The sequence below is a fragment of the Microcella alkaliphila genome (assembly GCF_002355395.1).
Lineage (GTDB): Bacteria > Actinomycetota > Actinomycetes > Actinomycetales > Microbacteriaceae > Microcella > Microcella alkaliphila_A.
On the sequence record NZ_AP017315.1, the window covers coordinates 2,394,360 to 2,411,865 of the forward strand.

Below are 17,506 nucleotides of genomic sequence, written 5' to 3' on the forward strand. Positions count from 1 at the left end.
GGGTGGTGCGGGGCCGGACCGAGTTACGGGGTCGGCGCGGGTGGTGCGCCGACCCCGTTTCTGCGTGTGCGCGGGGAGTGCCGGATGCGCGGCCCCGCCGCCGAGGCCCGTCAGGGATGCGCGGCCCTGCTGCCGAGGCGCGTCGGGCGCGCCAGCCTGCCGCCGAGGCACGTCGTGTCGCGTCGCCCCGGTTCACCGACCGCCACGCCGCAGCGCGAACGGCGTGTCCGCCGCGTCAGCGGGACTTCGCGACACGCGGGTCGGAGGGCGCAGCACCCGGCGCGCCGCCTCGCTGCGCCAACCTCGCGGACATCCGGTGGCGTCGAATGCGCGGGATGCGCAGACCAGCTCCAGGGATGCGCGGGATGCGCAGGCCAGCTCCAGGGATTCACGGCCCTGCCGCCAAGGCGCGTCGGGCGCGCGCCACGCCAGCCGCCCACGCCGCGCACGGCGCCGGGACACGCGAAACGGCGGGTGGCCCCCAGGGGACCACCCGCCGTCAGCAGCGGTTGAAGCTGGCGAGCCCTACTTCTCCTCGTCGAGGTACATGTATGGGTTCGCGATCGGCTCGTCTTCGGGCAGGGCAGGGTTCATCCACTCGGCCCAGGCCTCTTCGCCCAGCTCGCCGCGCACGTGCTCGACCGAGGCGGCGACGCGGTCGGCGACCGGCTTGAGCGGCAGTCCGATGCGCTCACCGTCGAACTTGACGACCTTGCCGTCAACGACCACGGTGTGCACGTCGGCGGTTCCCGCCTGGTACACGACGTGGGCGTACGGGTTGAGGATCGGCGTCATCGCGGGCGACTCGTCGTTCTTCAGCAGCACGAGGTCGGCTTTCTTGCCCACGGTGATCGAGCCGAGCTTGTCGGCCATGCCGAGGGTGTGCGCGCCGCCCATGGTGGCCTGCCAGACGGCGTCTTCCGCTTTCATGCGGTTGACGTTGACCGTCTCGCCGGCATTGTGCGCCTCGAGGTGGTCACGCGAGCGGAACGACGACAGCGTCGAGCGCATGGCCGAGAAGAAGTCGGCGCTCCACCAGACGCTGGTGTCCATCGACAGCGACGCGGTGATGCCGTACTTCTTGGCGACCCACGCCGAGGGGTAACCCTGCCCGGCGCTCTGCTCGCTCTCGGTGGCGACCGAGATCGTTCCGCCCGTGGCGGCGATCTTGTGATAGCTGTCTGGGCCGAGCGACGACGCGTGTACGTACGTGATCTGGTCCGTCATGAACCCGTGGTCGTACATGTACTCGATGTTCGGGTCGCCGTTGACGCCCCACACACCGGCGTGCGTGGTGACGCGCAGACCGAGGTCGCGCGCCGCCTCGAAGGCTCCCTTCTCGTGGAAGTCGGGGCCCGAGTTGACGTCGAAGGCCACCTGCAGGCCCATCATGTCGGAGGTCGTGAAGTTCTTGACCCAGTTCTGGAAGCCGGGGTCGTTCATCCACTCCCACGGCGCACCGAGATAGTTGCCGTAGGCGAGCACGAAGCGCCCGGGGATGCTCTGCAGCGCCTCGACGGCGGCGTCGGCGTAGTCGGGGGTGCGCAGCGCGTGCGACCAGTCGACCGTGGTGGTGACACCCTGGTCGACCGACTCGAGGGCGCTGAGCTGGTTGCCGGCCGCAATGTCTTCGGCGCGGAATACGTGGCCCCAGGTCAGGTAGTAGAAGACGAAGTACTGGCTGAGCGCCCAGTCGCCGCCGTAGCCGCGCAATGCGGTCTGCCACATGTGGCGGTGGGTGTCGATCATGCCGGGCATCAGGATTCCGCCCTTGGCGTCGATCTCCAGCGTGCCCGCCGGTACCTCGAGGTTGTGTCCAACGCCAGCGATCGTGTCGTCGGTGATGAGTACGTCGGCGTTTTCGAGTACGCCTGCCGAGTCGACCGTAATCACCGTGGCGTTGCGGAAGACGACGGGTCGTCCGGGCGCGAAGTCGTCGGCGCGGGGTGCGACGGCATCGGTCATGAGTTCCTCCTCGTTGAGCAATTCAATAAAGGTGTACGACTGTGTACAGCCAGAGTGAAATACTAACGCCGTCGCGACCGATATATCCAGTCGTATCGACTTTTCTCCGCCGAGAGGATGCCCAGAATGCGGCGGCGCGCGCTCCGGTCGCCGCCTTAACGGCCGCATCCCTCGCCGTGGTGGCTCACAGACGAGGGATGCTGGGCTCGCGTCCCAGCCGAACGGTTGCGGGGAGCGCGAACGGCTAGGTGAGGCGCCAGCCGCGGTCGACGTAGAGGCTGGTGCCCGAGACGCCGCGATTGTTCAACAGGAACATGGTCGCGTCGACGATGTCGGCCGTGGTGGCGAGCTTGCCGCCGGGCGTGCGCGACTCGTAGGCCTCGATGACGCCGGCGGGCTTGTCTGCCCAGAACGGGGTGTCGCCGATGATGCCGGGGTGCAGGGCGTTGACGCGCATCGGGGCGAGTTCGAGGGCCATCGAGTGCACGAGGCCTTCGACGCCGCCATTGATGGTGGCGACGGTCGTCGAGCCGGGGTACGGCGCGTCTTTCGCGCGACCGCCGAAGAGAACGATGCCGGTGTCGACGGTCGGCTCGAGCCGGTCGAGAAGCGTGTGCACGACCTCGGTGTAGCCCACGAGCTTCAGGGTGACGAGGCGCCGGGCGCGGGCGATGTTGTACTCGCGCACGCTGTTCGCGTCGCGCTCGATGGCCGCGAGGACGAGTCCGTGGATCTGACCGCAGGGCTTCAGCGCCTCGACGATCGTCTCGGGCTCGGAGATGTCGAGGGCAAGGCCCGTCGCGTTCGGGCCGATGGATGCGGCGATCTCGGTCGTGCGCTCAACGTCACGGCCCGTAAGCAACACATTGTCACCGCGGGCGACGACGGTCTTGGCGATCTCGAGGCCGATGCCGGAGGTGCCTCCGATGACGGCGATCGTGCGGGTCATTGCTCCTCCTTGAGCTTGTCGGCGAGGTACTCCCAGTCGCGAGAGAACCGGTAGGCGTGGCGGGCGGGCATCTGCGGCGCCTGCGTTTCGAGCCAGCGCACTTCGGCACCGACGGCCTCGAACGAGTGCACGCAGCCGACGCCGGCCCAGGCGATGTCGCCGGGCACCAGGCGGTAGTGGTCGCCGTCAAAGGTGGCGTCGACTTCGCCGTCGAGGATCAGGTAGACCTCCTCCAGCGGGTGGTCGTGCGGGCCGGCCTTGCCGGTCGGCTCGTACTGCACCATGAACATCGACCCGCTCGTGGCCCCGAGGTCGGAGTCGACCATCATCTTGAGGGTGATGCCGCTGTAGACGAGCAGGGCGGTGCGCATGCTGGCCGACACCGCGAGCAGCTCTTGCGACTGCTTGCCCGGGTTCATGTGCTCTTCCTGGATGTTGCCGAACGAGCGGGTGCGCGGGTCGCGGGCGTCGACCGTGATGGGGTCGACGACGGGTAGGTCGGCGACGCGGTAGGTGTCGAAGCCGTACTTCTCGCGCGCTGGCGGCGTGAAGAGGTCGGCCCACACGGCGTCGGTGTCGCCGACTGAGCGCCACGCGTGGGGCACGCCGATCGGCACGACGCCATAGTCGCCGGCGACGAGGTGCACGGTCGCCTCGGGGGTCGCGATGATGACCTCGCCCTCAAGAACGTGGAACTGCTCTTCGAACGAGTGCACGTGGGTGGGAATCTCGCCGCCGGGTGCGAGCTTCGAGACGCCGAAGTCGCTGTGTACGGCGCCGTCGGCGTAGCCGACACCGAGCCACCGGGTGTAGCCGGTCGAGCCGGGGGCGATGGGGCCGGGGTCGCGGTAGTCCGCGTCAGCGGCCCGACGAACGACGTAGCGTGCGCTCATGGAGCTTCCTCACTCGATGGGCGACGCAGGACCGCCGCCATTGTTCAGCCTTGCTGAACACAGTGAACAGCCGGAGCGGCCACTTGTCAAGCCGTGGCGCGCCGCCTCGCCACCTCGTAAAGCGTCACGCTCGCCGCGATGCCCGCGTTCAGCGACTCGGTCGCCTCTGAGATCGGGATCGAGACAATCGCGTCGCACGTCTCCGCGACCAGTCGCGACAATCCCTTCCCCTCGCTGCCCACCACGATCACGAGCGGCTGATCGGCAAGCTCAAGCCCTGGAAGCGACACATCGCCGTCGCCGTCGAGGCCCAAGACGAACACGCCCTGCTGCTTCAGCGCCTTCAGCGTCTGCGTCAGGTTCGCCGCCATCGCCACCGGGGTGCGGGCCGCGGCGCCGGCCGAGGTCTTCCACGCCGATGCGGTCACGCCGACGCTGCGACGCTGCGGCACGATCACGCCGTGCCCGCCGAATGCCGCCGTCGAGCGGATGATCGCACCGAGGTTGCGCGGGTCGGTGATGCCGTCGAGCGCGATGATCAGTGCCGGCTCGTCGCGGTCGGCAGCGCGCTCAAGCAGATCGTCGGGGTGTGCGTACTCGTACGGCGGCACGCTCAACGCGATGCCCTGGTGCACCGAGTCGCCGGTCATGCGGTCGATCTCGGGCCGGGTGACCTCGAGAATCGGCACGCCACGCTTGGTGGCGAGCGAGAGCGCCTCCTTGACCCGGTCATCCATGTCGATGCGCACCGCGATCGTGAGCGCGGTCGCCGGGATGCGCGCCCGCAGCGCCTCGAGGACGGAATTGCGCCCCGACACCACCTCGGTGTCGCCGCTCTTCTTCGCCGAGCGGGGACCGCCGCTCGTGCTGGTCGCGGCGTTCGGCTTGCGGCCGCCCGTGCGCGACTTCGCCGCCTCGAGCCGCTCCTTGGCGGCCTTGCGCTTGCCGGCCGGGTGCCAGCTGCGATCTTCGGCCTTCGGCGTGGGGCCGCGACCCTCGAGCTTCTGGCGACCCTGACCGCCCGAGCCGACGGTGGCGCCCTTCTTACTCTTGCGGGCGTTGGGGTGTCCGTGCTTAGCCATCGAGTCTCCACTCGGTTGAGGTCGCCGTGTCGTCGAGCTGGATGCCGGCGGCGGAAAGTTCATCGCGAATGCGGTCGGATTCGGCGAAGTCGCGTCTCTCACGAGCAGCGCGGCGCTCCGCGATGCGCGCCGCCACGAGGGCGTCGAGCGCGCGCTCCGCGGCGCCGCCCGCACGAGACCCGGGATGCTCACCCGCCTCCTCGAATCCCAGCACCGTGACCATCGCGCGGGTCGCGTCGCGGTGGCCGCGCGCGGTGTCGAGTTCGCCCGCGTCGAGGGCCGTGTTACCGGCGCGGACGGTGTCGTGCAGAACGGCGAGCGCCTGAGGGACGCCGAGGTCGTCGTCGAGGGCGGCGGCGAAGCGCCCCGGCACGCGGTCGGCGAGAGGGGCGGCGGCCGCGGCGTCGGTGACCGTGTCGCCGAGCGCGGCATCGGCACGCGAGAGAAATGAGGTGATGCGCTCGCGGGCGGCCTTCGCCTCGTCGAGCGAGGTCGGCGTGTAGTCGATGGTCGAGCGGTAGTGCGCGGAACCCAGCCAGTACCGCACGTCGGCGGGGTCGTGCTCGGAGAGCAGTTCCGCGGCGAACACCGAGTTGCCGAGCGACTTCGACATCTTCTGTCCGCCGACGCTCACGAGCCCGTTGTGCACCCAGTGTTGCGCGAACGGGTGACCCGCCGCGCTCGACTGGGCGAGCTCGTTCTCGTGGTGGGGGAAGCGCAGGTCGAGCCCGCCGCCGTGAATGTCGAAGGCCTCGCCGAGGTACCGGGCGGCCATCGCCGAGCACTCGATGTGCCAGCCGGGGCGACCCCGGCCCCACGGTGACTCCCAGTGGGCACTCGCAGGCTCGTCGGGCTTGGCGCCCTTCCACAGGGCGAAGTCCCGCGGGTCGCGCTTCGCGCGCGCCGGGGCGTCCGTCGCGTCCTCCATGTCGTCGGGCGACTGTCGGGTCAAAGCCCCGTAGGTGGGCCAGCTGCGCACGTCGAAGTACACGTCGCCCGAGCCGTCGTGAGCGGGGTACGCGTGCCCACGCGCGATGAGCGCCTCGATGAGGGCGTGCATCCGGTCGATGGATGCGGTGGCGCGTGGCTCGTACGTCGGCGCGAGAATTCCGAGCGCTCGGTACGCGGCGGTGAACTCGAGTTCGACCCGGTAGGCCAGAGCCCACCAGCTCTCGGCGTCGTTCGCGTTCGCGAGGATCTTGTCGTCAATGTCGGTCACATTGCGGATGAACGTGACGGTGAGCCCGCGGGCCACGAACCAGCGGCGCCAGAGGTCGTAGACGAGGGCGCTGCGCAGGTGCCCGATGTGCGGGGCGGACTGCACGGTGGGTCCGCAGACGTACATGCCGACGCGGCCGGGCTCGCGCGGCGTGAAGTCGACGACGGCCTGCTGGAGGCTGTCGTAGAGGCGGATACTCACCGCGCCAGCCTACCGGCGGGGGTTGTCGGCCGAAGGGTCAGCTGCGGTGCGCGAGACGAGCGCCGTCGCGATCGCGGTGACCCCTTCGGCGCGGCCCGTGAAGCCGAGGCCGTCGCTCGTCGTCGCGGCGACGCTGACGGGGGCGCCGAGAATCCCGGTGAGGTGCTGCTCGACCTCGATGCGGCGCGGGGCGAAGCGGGGGCGGGCGGCGACGAGCTGCACGGCGACGTTCTCGACCCGGTAGCCCGCATCGGCGAGCAACGCGAGGGTGGCGGTGAGGAACACCTCGCCGCGCGCGTCGGTGAAGCGCGGGTCGTCGACCCCGAAGCGCGAGCCGATGTCACCGAGGCCGGCGGCCGACAGGAGCGCGTCGCAGATCGCGTGACTCACGGCGTCGCCGTCGCTGTGGCCCGCAAGCCCTGGCTCGTTCGGCCAGAAAAGTCCGCCGAGCCAGCACTCCGCTGTCTCATCGTACGCGTGAACGTCGACGCCGACGCCGGTGCGCAGGGCAGGGCCGGCGGTTACTGACGCGTCGCGGCCACCCGCGTCGGGCGCGGGCCCGAGCGCGCGCCCGTCCGCGATGAGCTCCGCGCGCCGCAGATCCCACGGCGTCGTGATCTTCAGCGCCGCCTCGTCGCCGGCAACCGTCACCACCGGATGCCCGGCGGCGGCGAACACCGAGGTGTCGTCGGTGTTCCCCGCCTCAGCCGCGGCGATCGCCTCACGGTAGGCCGCGAACGGGAAGCCCTGCGGCGTTTGCAGCACGGCAAGCCGCGACCGGTCGGCGACGCCGGTGACCGCGTCACCCCCGTCGGTCGTGGCGACCGTGTCGACCATCGGCAGCGCGGGAATCACCCCGGCCGACGTCTCGCGCACCGTCGCCGCCACGCGCGCGAACACCGCGGTCGGGGTCAGGGCGCGCGCGGCGTCGTGAATCAGCACGGTGTCGATCGGCTCGCCCGACTCAGCGAGCGCGGCGATGCCGGCCGCGACCGAGTCTTGGCGCTCGGTACCGCCGGGCACGACGGAGCCGTAACCCGGTGCGAGAACGCGGTCGACGATGTCGCGGGCCGCATCCAGCCGGATGCTCGGGGCCACGACCACGACGCGCGCCTCCTCCTCGAGGCGCGCGATCGCGGTCAACGCGTGCTCGAGCAGCGTCACGCCGCGCAAGGAGACGAACGCTTTGGGCTCGAAAGCCCCGAGCCGGGTGCCGCTACCTGCGGCAACGACGACGATGCCGAGCCGCACGGTTGCGTTCAGGAGGCGAGAACCTCGTCGAGCACGCTCGACGCCTTCTCTTCGTCGGTCTTCTCGGCGAGCGCGAGCTCGGAGATCAGAATCTGACGAGCCTTGGCAAGCATGCGCTTCTCGCCGGCGCTCAGGCCGCGATCTTGGTCGCGACGCCAGAGGTCGCGCACGACCTCCGACACCTTGATGACGTCACCCGAGGCGAGCTTCTCCAGGTTCGCCTTGTAGCGACGCGACCAGTTGGTCGGCTCTTCGGTGAACGGTGCGCGGAGCACCTCGAACACCTTGTCGAGCCCCTCCTGGCCGATCACGTCACGAACGCCCACGAGATCGACGTTGTCCGCGGGAACCTCAATGGTGAGGTCGCCCTGCGTGACGTTGAGCTTGAGGTAGGTCTTCTCTTCGCCCTTGATGACTCGGGTCTTGACTTCGGTGATGGTCGCCGCACCGTGGTGCGGGTAAACGACCGTTTCTCCGACAACGAATTGCATGGGTGGTGGTCCTTCCGCAGAACTCCTATTCTACCACAGGAATTTCTCAGCAAGCCGCCCCGTCTGTCGGGCGTTCGCCGGGGCAGCGCGCGCCCGCGAAGCGTCGCCACGCCCGCTAGACTGGTCGAGGTCGCGCCCACGCAGGCGGGCTATGCCCGGCCAGCGACCGCCGAATAGACGACGGGCACTGGAGGCATTTCGTGAAAACTCGCATGGCGGCAACCCTCGCGCTCGCCGCCGCGGTCATGGTCGGTGTGAGCGGTTGCACCTTCTCGGCGAACATCGCCACGCAGAAGGAGTATGACCCGTCAGACGGTGTCGGCACCACCATCGAACGGGTCTCCGTGCGCAACGTGATGCTGATCGGCGAGTCGAACGACGAGCTCAACCTCGTCATGACGGTTGCGAACAACTCCGACGAGCAGCAGACGCTCTCGGTGCAGTGGGAGGCCGGCGGCACCCGCGAGACCGAGACGGTCACCCTCGAGCCGCTCGGCCTGACGCGCGTCGGCGGCCCCGACGACGAGCAGTCGATCATCGTGACCGGCACCGGTGCGACGATGGGCGGCCTGTACCCGATCTTCTTCACCTACGGCGACGCCGAGGGCAGCGAGATCCTCGTGCCGGTGCTCGACGGCACGCTGCCCGAGTACGAGCTCTTCGTTCCCTCCGCGATCGAGCGCTAAGCCTCGAAGCGATAGCCGAGGCCGCGAACGGTCACGAGCATCCGCGGGTTTGACGGGTCGGGTTCGATCTTCGACCGGATTCGCTTGACGTGCACGTCGAGCGTCTTCGTGTCACCGAAATAGTCGGCACCCCACACCCGGTCGATCAACTGACCGCGCGTGAGCACGCGCCCGGCGTTGCGCAGCAGCAGCTCGAGCAGCTCGAATTCCTTGAGCGGCATGGCCACCTCGCGGCCGTCGACCATGACCTGGTGCCGGTCGACGTCCATGCGCACGCTGCCGGCCTCCAGCACGCTGTCGTCGAGGTCGTCTTCGTCGACCCGGCGACGCAGAACGGCACGGATGCGCGCCAACAGTTCGCGCGTCGAATACGGCTTCGTGACGTAGTCGTCGGCCCCCAACTCAAGCCCCACGACGATGTCGACCTCACTGTCCTTCGCCGTCAGCATGATGATCGGCACGCTGGAGCGCTGACGAAGTTCGCGGCACACCTCGGTGCCGGGAATGCCGGGCAGCATGAGGTCGAGCAGCACGAGGTCGGCACCGGCGCGGTCGAACTCGATGAGCGCCTCGACGCCATCGGCGGCGACCTGCGTTTCGTAGCCCTCGCGAGTCAGCAGGTACGACAGAGGCTCGGAGAGCGACGCTTCGTCTTCGACGATGAGGATGCGGGTCATGAACGCACTTTCTGCTTCGGGGTGGATGCTCGCGCCGAGCCGACGGCGCGCGGAAGGCGGATGGTGAAGGTCGAGCCGTAGCCGGCCTGCGACCAGACGCGCACGTCGCCGCCGTGGTTCTGCACGACGTGCTTGACGATGCTGAGGCCGAGGCCGGTGCCGCCCGTCGCGCGGGAACGGGCCTGGTCGATGCGGAAGAAGCGCTCGAACACGCGGTCGAGTTCTTCCTCGGGGATTCCGACGCCCTGGTCGGTGACGGCGATCTCGACGATGTCGTCGGTCATCGACACCCCGATTCCGACCCGGGAGGGCTTCGCGGAGTATTGGATCGCGTTCGCGACCAGATTGTGGACCGCGGTCACGAGCATCCCCTCGTCACCCATGACGCGCGCCTTCTTCGCGCCGCCGCTGACAATCTGGATGCCCGCTGCCTCCGCCGCGACCCGGTTCTTGTCGATCGCGGCCGAAATGACGGCGTCGACGTCGACCTCCGTCGGGTCGGAGAGCGCGTCTGCGGCCTGCAGGCGCGACAGCTCGATGATCTCCTGCGTCATCGCCGCGAGCCTCGCCGACTCGGTCTTCATGCGGTCGGCGAAGCGGCGCACCTGGTCGGGGTCGTCGGAGGCGTGCTCGAGGGCCTCGGCGAGGAGCCCCACCGCCCCGATCGGGGTCTTCAGTTCGTGGCTGATGTTCGCCACGAAGTCGCGGCGCACCGCCTCGAGTCGGTGCGCCTCGGTGCGGTCGTCGGCGATGAGCAGCATGTAGCGGGTGCCGAGCGGCGCGACCCGCACGCTCAGCCGCAACTGCGCGTCGCCGAGCGGTCCACGGGTGAGCTCGAGGTCCTCCGTGACCGGCTCGCCGTAGCGGCGAACGCGGTCGACGAGCTCGGTCAGGCGCGCGTGGACGAGGGTGCGATGCCAGACGAGGCCGAGGGCGTGCGCGCCGGGAGATGTCTTGATGACGGTGTTCGACGCATCCAGCACGACCGCCGCCGACTCGAGCGCGTCGATGACCTGGTCGACGCCGTCGGGAACGGTGGCCGTCGCGACCTGCGCGGCACGATGCCCACGCCTGGCCGCCGCGATGATGATCGCAACGGCGCCGCCCCCCAGGAACGCTCCGAGCAGGAGCGCGAGGGGAACCAGCAGTGCCGACTCCATGGTGATCAGCGTACTGACCGTCGAAGCGACACCCGCGCCCGAGCCCGGCTGGACGCCGCCACTGGGAGTAGAGTTCATCGCTCAGACACCTGACGTTTACCGGAGCAAGACACGGTAGGCACGTCTGAAGAGGGCCCGACGAGACGAGGACGAACCCCCATGCGCGAAGTTTTCCAGCAAGAGTTGGCCGAGGTGCAGGAACGCCTCGTCGAGATCGCCACGCTGGTCGCCGAGTCGATCGACAACGCCACCCGCGCGTTCAACGAGGTCAACGTCGCACTCGCCGAGCAGGTCATCGAAGATGACGACCGCATCGATGCCGCCGCCGCCGAACTCGACGAACTCGCCATCAACATCCTCGCCCGGCAGCAGCCGGTCGCCCGCGACCTGCGCATCGTCGTCAGCGCCCTGCGCATCAGCGCGTCACTCGAGCGCATGGGTGACATGGCCGAGCACATCGCCCAGCTGTCGCGCTACCGCTTCCCCGACAAGGTCGTGCCGAAGAGCCTGCGCCCCACCTTCGTCGAGATGGGCGCCGTCGACGTGTCGATCGCCCGCAAGCTCGTCGAGCTGCTGCGCACCGAAGACACGGCGATCGCCGAAGAGATTCGCAACGACGACGACAAGGTCGACGCCCTGCACCTCAGCGTGTTCGACAAGGTTCTCGGCGAGACGTGGAAGGGCGAGGCCATCGACACGGTCGACGCAACCCTCGCCTCGCGCTACCACGAGCGCTTCGCCGACCACGCGGTGTCGATCGCCAAGAAGGTGCAGTACCTCGCGACCGGCGACTGGGTTCCGGCCGACGACTAGATCAGGGGAAACTGCTCGGCGACGGTAGCGGTCTCACCGGCAAGCTCGAGCACGGCGACACTGCGCAGTTCGAGGCGCTCACCGCGGTCGACGCGGTCATAAGTCTCCGGCACGGGCACGTGCGGCTGGTATCCGCCACCCGCAAGCGTCGGGTCGGCGACTCGCACGCCCAGCTCGCGCAAGCCCAGCACCAGGGTGCGGTGCGCGACCGTCAGCGAGCCGTCGTCGTCGAGCAGCGTGGTGGGGCGAGCATCCTGACCGAGCTCGTCGTCGTCGCCGCCCACGGCCACGAAGGGGCCGTGGCTGGCGTACGCGAGCTCCACCGCGGCGGTCACCTGGCCGAGGTCGGCCTCGGTGGCGGCGCGGTCGAGTAGCACGACGTGCGGGGGCAGGTCGTCGAGCGGCAGCTCGTCGCCGAGGGCGACCTCGTCGAGGAAGGCGACGACCGCGAAGTGCAGCACGGCAGTGGGAGGGCGCCTTGGCCGACCGCTACTTCTTGCCCTGACTGGCGACGGCGGCGGCTCCGGCGGCGGCGGCCTCGGGGTCGAGGTACTCGGCCGGCTTCACGGGCATGAAGTCGTCGCCCAGCTCGTAGACGAGCGGGATGCCCGTCGGGATGTTGAGGCCCGCGATGTCGTCGTCGCTGATGCCGTCGAGGTGCTTCACGAGCGCGCGCAGCGAGTTGCCGTGAGCGGTGATGAGCACCGTGTTGCCCGCGGCCAGGTCTTTCGTGATGTCGCTCTGCCAGTAGGGCAGCATGCGGTCGATGACGAGCTTGAGGCTCTCGGTGCGGGGCACCTCGCCGTCGATGTCGACGTAGCGCGGGTCGTGCACCTGGCTGTACTCGGCGTCGTCGTCGAGCGGCGGCGGGGGCGTGTCGAAGCTGCGGCGCCACGTCATGAAGAGCTCTTCGCCGTGCTGCTCGAGCGTCTCGGCCTTGTTGAGGCCCTGCAGGGCGCCGTAGTGGCGCTCGTTGAGGCGCCAGCTGCGCTTGACGGGAAGCCAGTCGAGGTCGGCGACCTCGAGGGCGATGTTCGCCGTGTGGATGGCGCGCTTCAGCAGGCTCGTGTAGAGCACGCGGGGTTCGAGACCCGAGTCCTTGATCAGCTGACCGGCGCGGCGGCCCTCTTCGCGGCCCTGCTCGGTCAGTTCGACGTCGACCCACCCGGTGAAGATGTTCTTCTCGTTCCAGACGGAGTGGCCATGGCGAAGCAGGATCAGCGTGTGCGTCATGGGGTCAAGCCTAGCGAGGGCCGGGCGGTGGTCGCTGGGTGGTAGTCGCTGGGCGCTGGGCGCTGGGCGCGAGAATGGTGCGCATGGTTGAGGGTCGGGTGACGCGCGGCACGACCGGCGTGAACCGCCTGCGCCGAATGGACCGCTATATTGCCGCGCATCCCGCGTGGAGGGCGGCGGCCGTGCCGCTCGCCGTCGACCTCGGCTACGGGGCCTCGTGGTGGACGGCCCGCGAACTGCTTCTTCGGCTGCGCTCCGTTCGGCCGGATGCTCGGGTCACCGGCATCGAGATCGACCCGGCTCGGGTGCGCCACGCGCACGAGCAGGCCGAGGCCGCGCGGGCGGCCGGCGAGTCGGGGCTCGACGGGCTGCGGTTCGTCGTCGGAGGATTCGAGGTGCCCCTCCCGGGCGGGGAGCGCCCTGCGGTGATCCGGGCGGCGAACGTGCTGCGGCAATACGACGAGGGTGAGGTCGCTGCCGCCTGGGAGTTGATGCTGAAACGCCTCGCCCCGGGGGGCCTGCTGGTGGAGGGTACCTCGAACGAGGTGGGGCGCGTGGCGAGCTGGGTGTCGCTGCGCCCCGAGGTGGGGCCGGAGACGTTCACGATCGCCCTGCACCTCGACGCGCTGCGCACAGGCGACGTGACCGGACGCGGCGGCGTGGCGACCGCCGAGGCGCTGCCGAGTGTCGTCGCGGAGCGCTTGCCGAAGGTGCTGATCCACCGCAACGTCTCGGGCGAGGGCGTGCACGAGCTGCTGCGGGCGCTCGACGACCAGTGGATGCGGGCCGCACCGCTCGGGGCGTTCTCGGCCCGTCAGCGGTGGATCGCCGCGGTGCAGGGCCTGCGCGACGCGGGATGGCCGGTTCGCGACGGGGTCTCCCGCTGGAGGCTCGGCGAGCTCACCGTCGACTGGAGCGCCGTCGCCCCACGCTGACCCGGGGCGACGAGAGTCACCGAGCGCGAGGGCCCGAGACGACGGGCGCCGGGGTCGCGGAGCGCGCCGGGGGTGCACGGAGCGAGCGGAGGGCGCGGAGCGCGCCGGGGCGGGACACGGGCACCGGAAGCCGGGCACCAGACGCCGGGCACCGCGGGGTGCACACTCACCCCCTCCCGCGACTTCCACAACAGCGGAAGGGTGACGCGGCCTCACAACTCCGCCGTTGTGTGTGCGGTGGGAGAGAGAGAGCGAGAGAGAGGGGGGGTGGGTGCGCTCTCTGCTCGTGCGGGGTTGCGCAGATCGTGCGGAGGAAAACCCGCACGGAGTGCGCAAACCGGCACGGAGTCAGTACGCGAGACACGGGTTTGCGCCGAAACAAGCCCCGAGCGGCCATTGGTTCGGCGCAAACCCTTGTTTCGGCGGCGAACGTGGGCGCCGGGCGGAACGGCACCACGCGGAACGACGCCGGGCGGAACGGCACCGCGAACTCAGGGGTGGGCGCGGCGGTCGCACCCACAGGGGCGGGAGCGCCTGGCGGCGAGCGCGCGCCTACAAGGGCGGGAGCGCCTGGCGGCGGGCGCACCTGGAGCGGCGGGCGCGGCGGGCGCGCCTAGAGCGGCGGCCGCGGCGGGCGCGCCTGGCGCGCCTACAGGGGCGGGAGCGACTGTCGCGCCTCGGCGCGGGTGAGGCCGCAGACGATCAGGGTGTCGAAGACCAGCGAGCGCAGCAGCACCACGACCACCTGGTCGGGTACCCGCACGGCTCCCGGAACCGTGTCGGGCGAGAGCTCCCCGCTCATGGCGAGACCCAGCACCCGGGCGCGGTCGCGCTCGCTGGCATCGTCCACGGACCGCCCCAGGGCTTCGACGATCACCGCCGCCTCGTCGAGCAGGTGGGCGAGTCCCGGCCGCTCGAGTCCGTCGCGCACGAGGATCTCGACCCGGCGCGCGATCGACCGCACGTGCCGCGTCACCAGGTCGGCCGAGCCGAGCAGCTCGGCCTCCGCCGCGAGCCGCGCACGCCCGCGGCGCAACCACGGAGAGTAGGCGGCGACGGCGCGCGCCGACTCGAGGGACGTCGCCCACTCGTCGATCAGTGGCTGCGTGCGACGACTGCGCGACAGGGCGAGCTCGGCGGCGGCCGTGTCGCCACGCCGGAGCGCCTCGGCGACGCCCTTCAGCGACTCGACGAGCAGCGAGAACAGCGCGCGCGACTCGCCGCGGGTGCGCAGCACGTCAAGGCGCGGGATGAGCGCGGTAACGAGCAGCGCGACGACTCCCCCGACGAGCCCGTCGACGGCGCGCTCGAACACTCCCCCCTCGGGGTCGGGCAGCACGGCGACCAGCATCGACTGCACCGCCGCCGCCACGGCGAAGCCGGTCGACGCCGACACGAGCCGGGCCACGATCAACGCCACCGCCAAAATGAGCGCCAGCTGCCACACCCCGCGCCCAACGGCGAGCACGATGAGCGCCGCGACGACGATTCCCACCAGGATGCCCACGACCGTTTCGAGCACCCGTCGCGGTCGCGCGTCGCGCGCGAACCCGAGCGCGCTGATCGTCACCGTGACGGCAACGATCGGCAGCTCGTGGTCGAGCACGTAGCGGGCAAACGCGTAGGCCATGACCACGCCGGCGACGATCTGGGCAATCGCGGGCAGCGACCGGGCGAGCCTGCGCAGAGCGCGTCGAGCATCCAGCCGGAGACTGATGCGGCGTTCGAGCCGGCGAAGCGGATCGGCGCCGCGCACGACGGGCCCTGCCCTACCGGCGCTGGGCGCCGAGGCGCGGCAGGCGGGGAACGGCGGCGGCCTGGCCGGCCTCCGGCGGCACGATCACCTCTTGCGCGGCGGCCACGTCGACCCCGTCGACGGGCACGACGAGCGGTGCGGCGACGTCGAGCGAGCGCTTCACGACGGCCAGCGCGATCGGCCCGAGTTCGTGGTGGCGGGCCACCGAGGTGATGCGCCCGACGTCCGCGCGGTCGGCGTCGGCCGCGTGCACGGGCGACCCGGGGGCCGGCAGCAAGGCGTCGGACCCGTCGAGGTGCAGCATGACGATGCGCCGCGGCGGCCGGCCCAGGTTGTGCACCTTCGCGACCGTCTCTTGGCCGCGATAGCAGCCCTTCGCGAGGTGCACGGCAGAGCGCAGCCAGTCGACCTCGTGCGGGATCGACTTCTCGTCGACCTCGGCCGCGAAGCGCGGGCGCCAGGCGGCGACCCGCAAGGCCTCCCAGGCGAGCGACCCGGCGAACCGCACGCCCCCGGCGCGGGCGAGCCCCGCCAGCTCGGCGAGGAACGCACGCTCGACGATCAGCTCGCGTGCCGGGTAGTCGCAACCGGGGTGCTCGGCCTCGGGCGCGTACTGCCAACCGCCGGCCTGCACGGCGCTCCACGGGTCGCTCCAGACGAGCGGCGCGCCGTGCGGCGACGCGGCCGGGATGCTCGGCTCGGCCCCCGCAGGACTCATCGCGCCGATCACGGCCCACTCGCCGCTCGCGTCGGCGACCTCGACCTGCATCATGAAGCGCATGCGGTCGAGCCAGGCGGCGAGCGCCTCGGCCTCATCGCCCTCGACGATCAACCAGGTCGTCACGCCGTCGTCGATGACGTGCATGGCGTGCTCGATGCGGCCGTTCGGGTCGAGCAGCAGCGTCTCGGCCGAGCCGCCGGGCGTGAGGCCGGCGAGCGCCTGCGAGGTGAGCGAGTCGAGCCAGCGCAGCCGGTCGGGGCCGGTGACCGTCACGACCCCGCGGTCGCTCAGGTCGACGACGGCGCGACCGGCGACGAGGGCGCGTTGCTCGGCGACGGGGTCGCCGTAGTGCTCGGCGGTCGGCGCACCGACAGCGCCGGGAAGCGCGGCAAGCGGCGATGCGGCAGAGTCGGCAGACGACACGGCGCTCACTCCGCCCGACTCAGGGTGCCCGAGGCGTGCGTGCGCAAGTCGTTGCCGAGGGCGGCGATGTCCCACGCCCACAGCAGCTTGCCCTCAACGAGGCCGTACATGCGGGTGGCGGCCGAGTACTCCTTCGACGAGGCCGACCGCATCACGGCGTCGGTCTGCAGGTCGATGCGCGGGCCCTTCACGCGGCCGAGGTACAGCTCGCTGATGCCGCTCGGGTGAATGAGCGCCACCTCGATCTCGAAGTCGTCGCGACTCGTGCGCAACTGCTCGACCGACTCTGCGGTCGGGAAGGGACGGTCGCCCACACCGGGGAGCATGCCGGGGCCGGGGTCACCGGCCTGCGAGGGGCGGTGCAGGCGCCAGTAGCCCGCTTCGGCGTTGAGGGGGGTCTGCTCGCCGTCGAGCAGCCACGTCGACGATGAGTAGTTCAGGTAGTGCAGCCCGTCGTGGCTGAAGCTGACGCGCTGGCCAAACTCGTGTTCGCGCACGGTCTCGCCGTCGACGTAGTGCACGGCGCCGGAGCCCTCCCACACGCCGAGCAGCCACGACAGCGGCGCCAGCTCGGCGGGGACGTTCGCGTCGAGGGTGAACACTGCCCTGCCGCCGCGCGTCAGCGCTGGCCGCGATACAGGTTGACGAGCACGACGACCGAGACGAACCCGATGGCGAGCGACGCCAGGCCCAACAGGCCGAGGAAGAAGATCTCTAGCGCGAGCAGCATGCGCTCATTGTAGACCGGCGAGGATGAGCATCAGCCCCGAGGCGAGGGCGGCGACAATCACGATTCCGACAACACTCGCGAGCAACCGTCGCACCACCCCGTCGGTGCGCTGGAACGCCACCTGCACGATGAAAGCGAGCAGCACCGCCGACGCGGCGACGACGCCGGTAGCCCCGATCCAGTTCTCGCTCGGAAGCGCGACGATGACGATCACGAGCGCCGTGATGGTGGCCCCCCAGACGGGTATCGCGGTCGCAAGCGTGCGGGACATGTCCTCCATGCTAGGCGGCCCGCATAGACTGGGCACTGACACCACGGAGG

18 protein-coding genes are annotated in these 17,506 nt (G+C 70.4%); 3 read left to right on the forward strand and 15 right to left on the reverse strand.

Annotation, left to right across the window (positions count from 1 at the left end):
- Positions 1 to 525: 525 nt before the first annotated feature.
- From CPY97_RS11700 to CPY97_RS11730, 7 genes are all read right to left on the reverse strand, one after another.
- Positions 526 to 1,965, reverse strand: coding sequence for an amidohydrolase family protein (locus CPY97_RS11700; protein ID WP_096422940.1), 1,440 nt, complete (start codon positions 1,963 to 1,965; stop codon positions 526 to 528).
- 244 nt (positions 1,966 to 2,209) lie between these two features.
- On the reverse strand, positions 2,210 to 2,914 hold the full coding sequence (locus CPY97_RS11705) for an SDR family oxidoreductase (protein ID WP_096422942.1): 705 nt from the start codon (positions 2,912 to 2,914) through the stop codon (positions 2,210 to 2,212).
- Positions 2,911 to 3,807, reverse strand: a complete 897-nt coding sequence (locus CPY97_RS11710; protein ID WP_096422944.1) for a cupin domain-containing protein — start codon at positions 3,805 to 3,807, stop codon at positions 2,911 to 2,913. The genes CPY97_RS11705 and CPY97_RS11710 overlap by 4 nt, the downstream gene beginning before the upstream one ends.
- An 86-nt stretch (positions 3,808 to 3,893) precedes the next feature.
- Positions 3,894 to 4,889: a 23S rRNA (guanosine(2251)-2'-O)-methyltransferase RlmB gene (gene rlmB, locus CPY97_RS11715; RefSeq protein ID WP_096422946.1), complete on the reverse strand. Its 996-nt coding sequence runs from the start codon at positions 4,887 to 4,889 to the stop codon at positions 3,894 to 3,896.
- Complete coding sequence (gene cysS / locus CPY97_RS11720) at positions 4,882 to 6,309, reverse strand: cysteine--tRNA ligase (RefSeq protein ID WP_096422948.1); 1,428 nt, start codon at positions 6,307 to 6,309, stop codon at positions 4,882 to 4,884. The genes rlmB and cysS overlap by 8 nt, the downstream gene beginning before the upstream one ends.
- Positions 6,310 to 6,318: 9 nt before the next feature.
- A complete protein-coding gene (ispF, locus tag CPY97_RS11725; protein WP_096422950.1) occupies positions 6,319 to 7,560 on the reverse strand; it encodes a 2-C-methyl-D-erythritol 2,4-cyclodiphosphate synthase in 1,242 nt (413 codons plus the stop codon).
- Between the two features lie 8 nt (positions 7,561 to 7,568).
- Positions 7,569 to 8,051, reverse strand: coding sequence for a CarD family transcriptional regulator (locus CPY97_RS11730; protein ID WP_096422952.1), 483 nt, complete (start codon positions 8,049 to 8,051; stop codon positions 7,569 to 7,571).
- A gap of 212 nt (positions 8,052 to 8,263) precedes the next feature.
- Here CPY97_RS11730 and CPY97_RS11735 point away from each other — a divergent pair, with 212 nt between their 5' ends.
- A complete protein-coding gene (locus CPY97_RS11735) occupies positions 8,264 to 8,737 on the forward strand; it encodes a hypothetical protein (protein WP_096422954.1) in 474 nt (157 codons plus the stop codon).
- Here CPY97_RS11735 and CPY97_RS11740 read toward each other — a convergent pair.
- Together CPY97_RS11740 and CPY97_RS11745 are read right to left on the reverse strand one after the other, a co-directional pair.
- Complete coding sequence (locus CPY97_RS11740) at positions 8,734 to 9,414, reverse strand: response regulator transcription factor (protein WP_096422957.1); 681 nt, start codon at positions 9,412 to 9,414, stop codon at positions 8,734 to 8,736. The two genes, CPY97_RS11735 and CPY97_RS11740, sit on opposite strands and share 4 nt — an antisense overlap.
- Positions 9,411 to 10,574 carry a sensor histidine kinase gene (locus CPY97_RS11745; RefSeq protein WP_096422959.1) on the reverse strand — a complete coding sequence of 388 codons (1,164 nt, stop codon included), beginning with the start codon at positions 10,572 to 10,574 and terminating at the stop codon, positions 9,411 to 9,413. Before CPY97_RS11745 ends, CPY97_RS11740 begins: the two co-directional genes overlap by 4 nt.
- A 159-nt stretch (positions 10,575 to 10,733) precedes the next feature.
- Here CPY97_RS11745 and phoU point away from each other — a divergent pair, with 159 nt between their 5' ends.
- Positions 10,734 to 11,387, forward strand: a complete 654-nt coding sequence (gene phoU / locus CPY97_RS11750) for a phosphate signaling complex protein PhoU (RefSeq protein WP_096422961.1) — start codon at positions 10,734 to 10,736, stop codon at positions 11,385 to 11,387.
- Here the strand turns inward: phoU and CPY97_RS11755 are convergent.
- Both CPY97_RS11755 and CPY97_RS11760 read right to left on the reverse strand, forming a co-directional pair.
- On the reverse strand, positions 11,384 to 11,848 hold the full coding sequence (locus tag CPY97_RS11755) for a hypothetical protein (protein ID WP_096422963.1): 465 nt from the start codon (positions 11,846 to 11,848) through the stop codon (positions 11,384 to 11,386). The genes phoU and CPY97_RS11755 overlap by 4 nt on opposite strands.
- 28 nt (positions 11,849 to 11,876) lie before the next feature.
- Positions 11,877 to 12,620 carry a phosphoglyceromutase gene (locus tag CPY97_RS11760; RefSeq protein WP_096422965.1) on the reverse strand — a complete coding sequence of 248 codons (744 nt, stop codon included), beginning with the start codon at positions 12,618 to 12,620 and terminating at the stop codon, positions 11,877 to 11,879.
- A 74-nt stretch (positions 12,621 to 12,694) separates the two neighbouring features.
- On the opposite strand from CPY97_RS11760, the gene CPY97_RS11765 reads away from it, so the two are divergent.
- Complete coding sequence (locus CPY97_RS11765) at positions 12,695 to 13,555, forward strand: class I SAM-dependent methyltransferase (protein ID WP_096422967.1); 861 nt, start codon at positions 12,695 to 12,697, stop codon at positions 13,553 to 13,555.
- A gap of 649 nt (positions 13,556 to 14,204) precedes the next feature.
- Here CPY97_RS11765 and CPY97_RS11770 read toward each other — a convergent pair.
- From CPY97_RS11770 to CPY97_RS11785, 4 genes are all read right to left on the reverse strand, one after another.
- Positions 14,205 to 15,311, reverse strand: a complete 1,107-nt coding sequence (locus CPY97_RS11770; RefSeq protein WP_096422969.1) for an FUSC family protein — start codon at positions 15,309 to 15,311, stop codon at positions 14,205 to 14,207.
- A 13-nt stretch (positions 15,312 to 15,324) separates the two neighbouring features.
- Positions 15,325 to 16,455 carry a YgfZ/GcvT domain-containing protein gene (locus CPY97_RS11775; protein ID WP_197702228.1) on the reverse strand — a complete coding sequence of 377 codons (1,131 nt, stop codon included), beginning with the start codon at positions 16,453 to 16,455 and terminating at the stop codon, positions 15,325 to 15,327.
- Between the two features lie 5 nt (positions 16,456 to 16,460).
- A complete protein-coding gene (locus CPY97_RS11780) occupies positions 16,461 to 17,057 on the reverse strand; it encodes an FABP family protein (protein WP_096422973.1) in 597 nt (198 codons plus the stop codon).
- A gap of 132 nt (positions 17,058 to 17,189) precedes the next feature.
- The gene (locus tag CPY97_RS11785) at positions 17,190 to 17,456 is read right to left on the reverse strand and encodes a hypothetical protein (RefSeq protein ID WP_096422975.1); all 267 of its coding nucleotides are present in this window, start codon (positions 17,454 to 17,456) and stop codon (positions 17,190 to 17,192) included.
- Between the last annotated feature and the right edge of the window lie 50 nt (positions 17,457 to 17,506).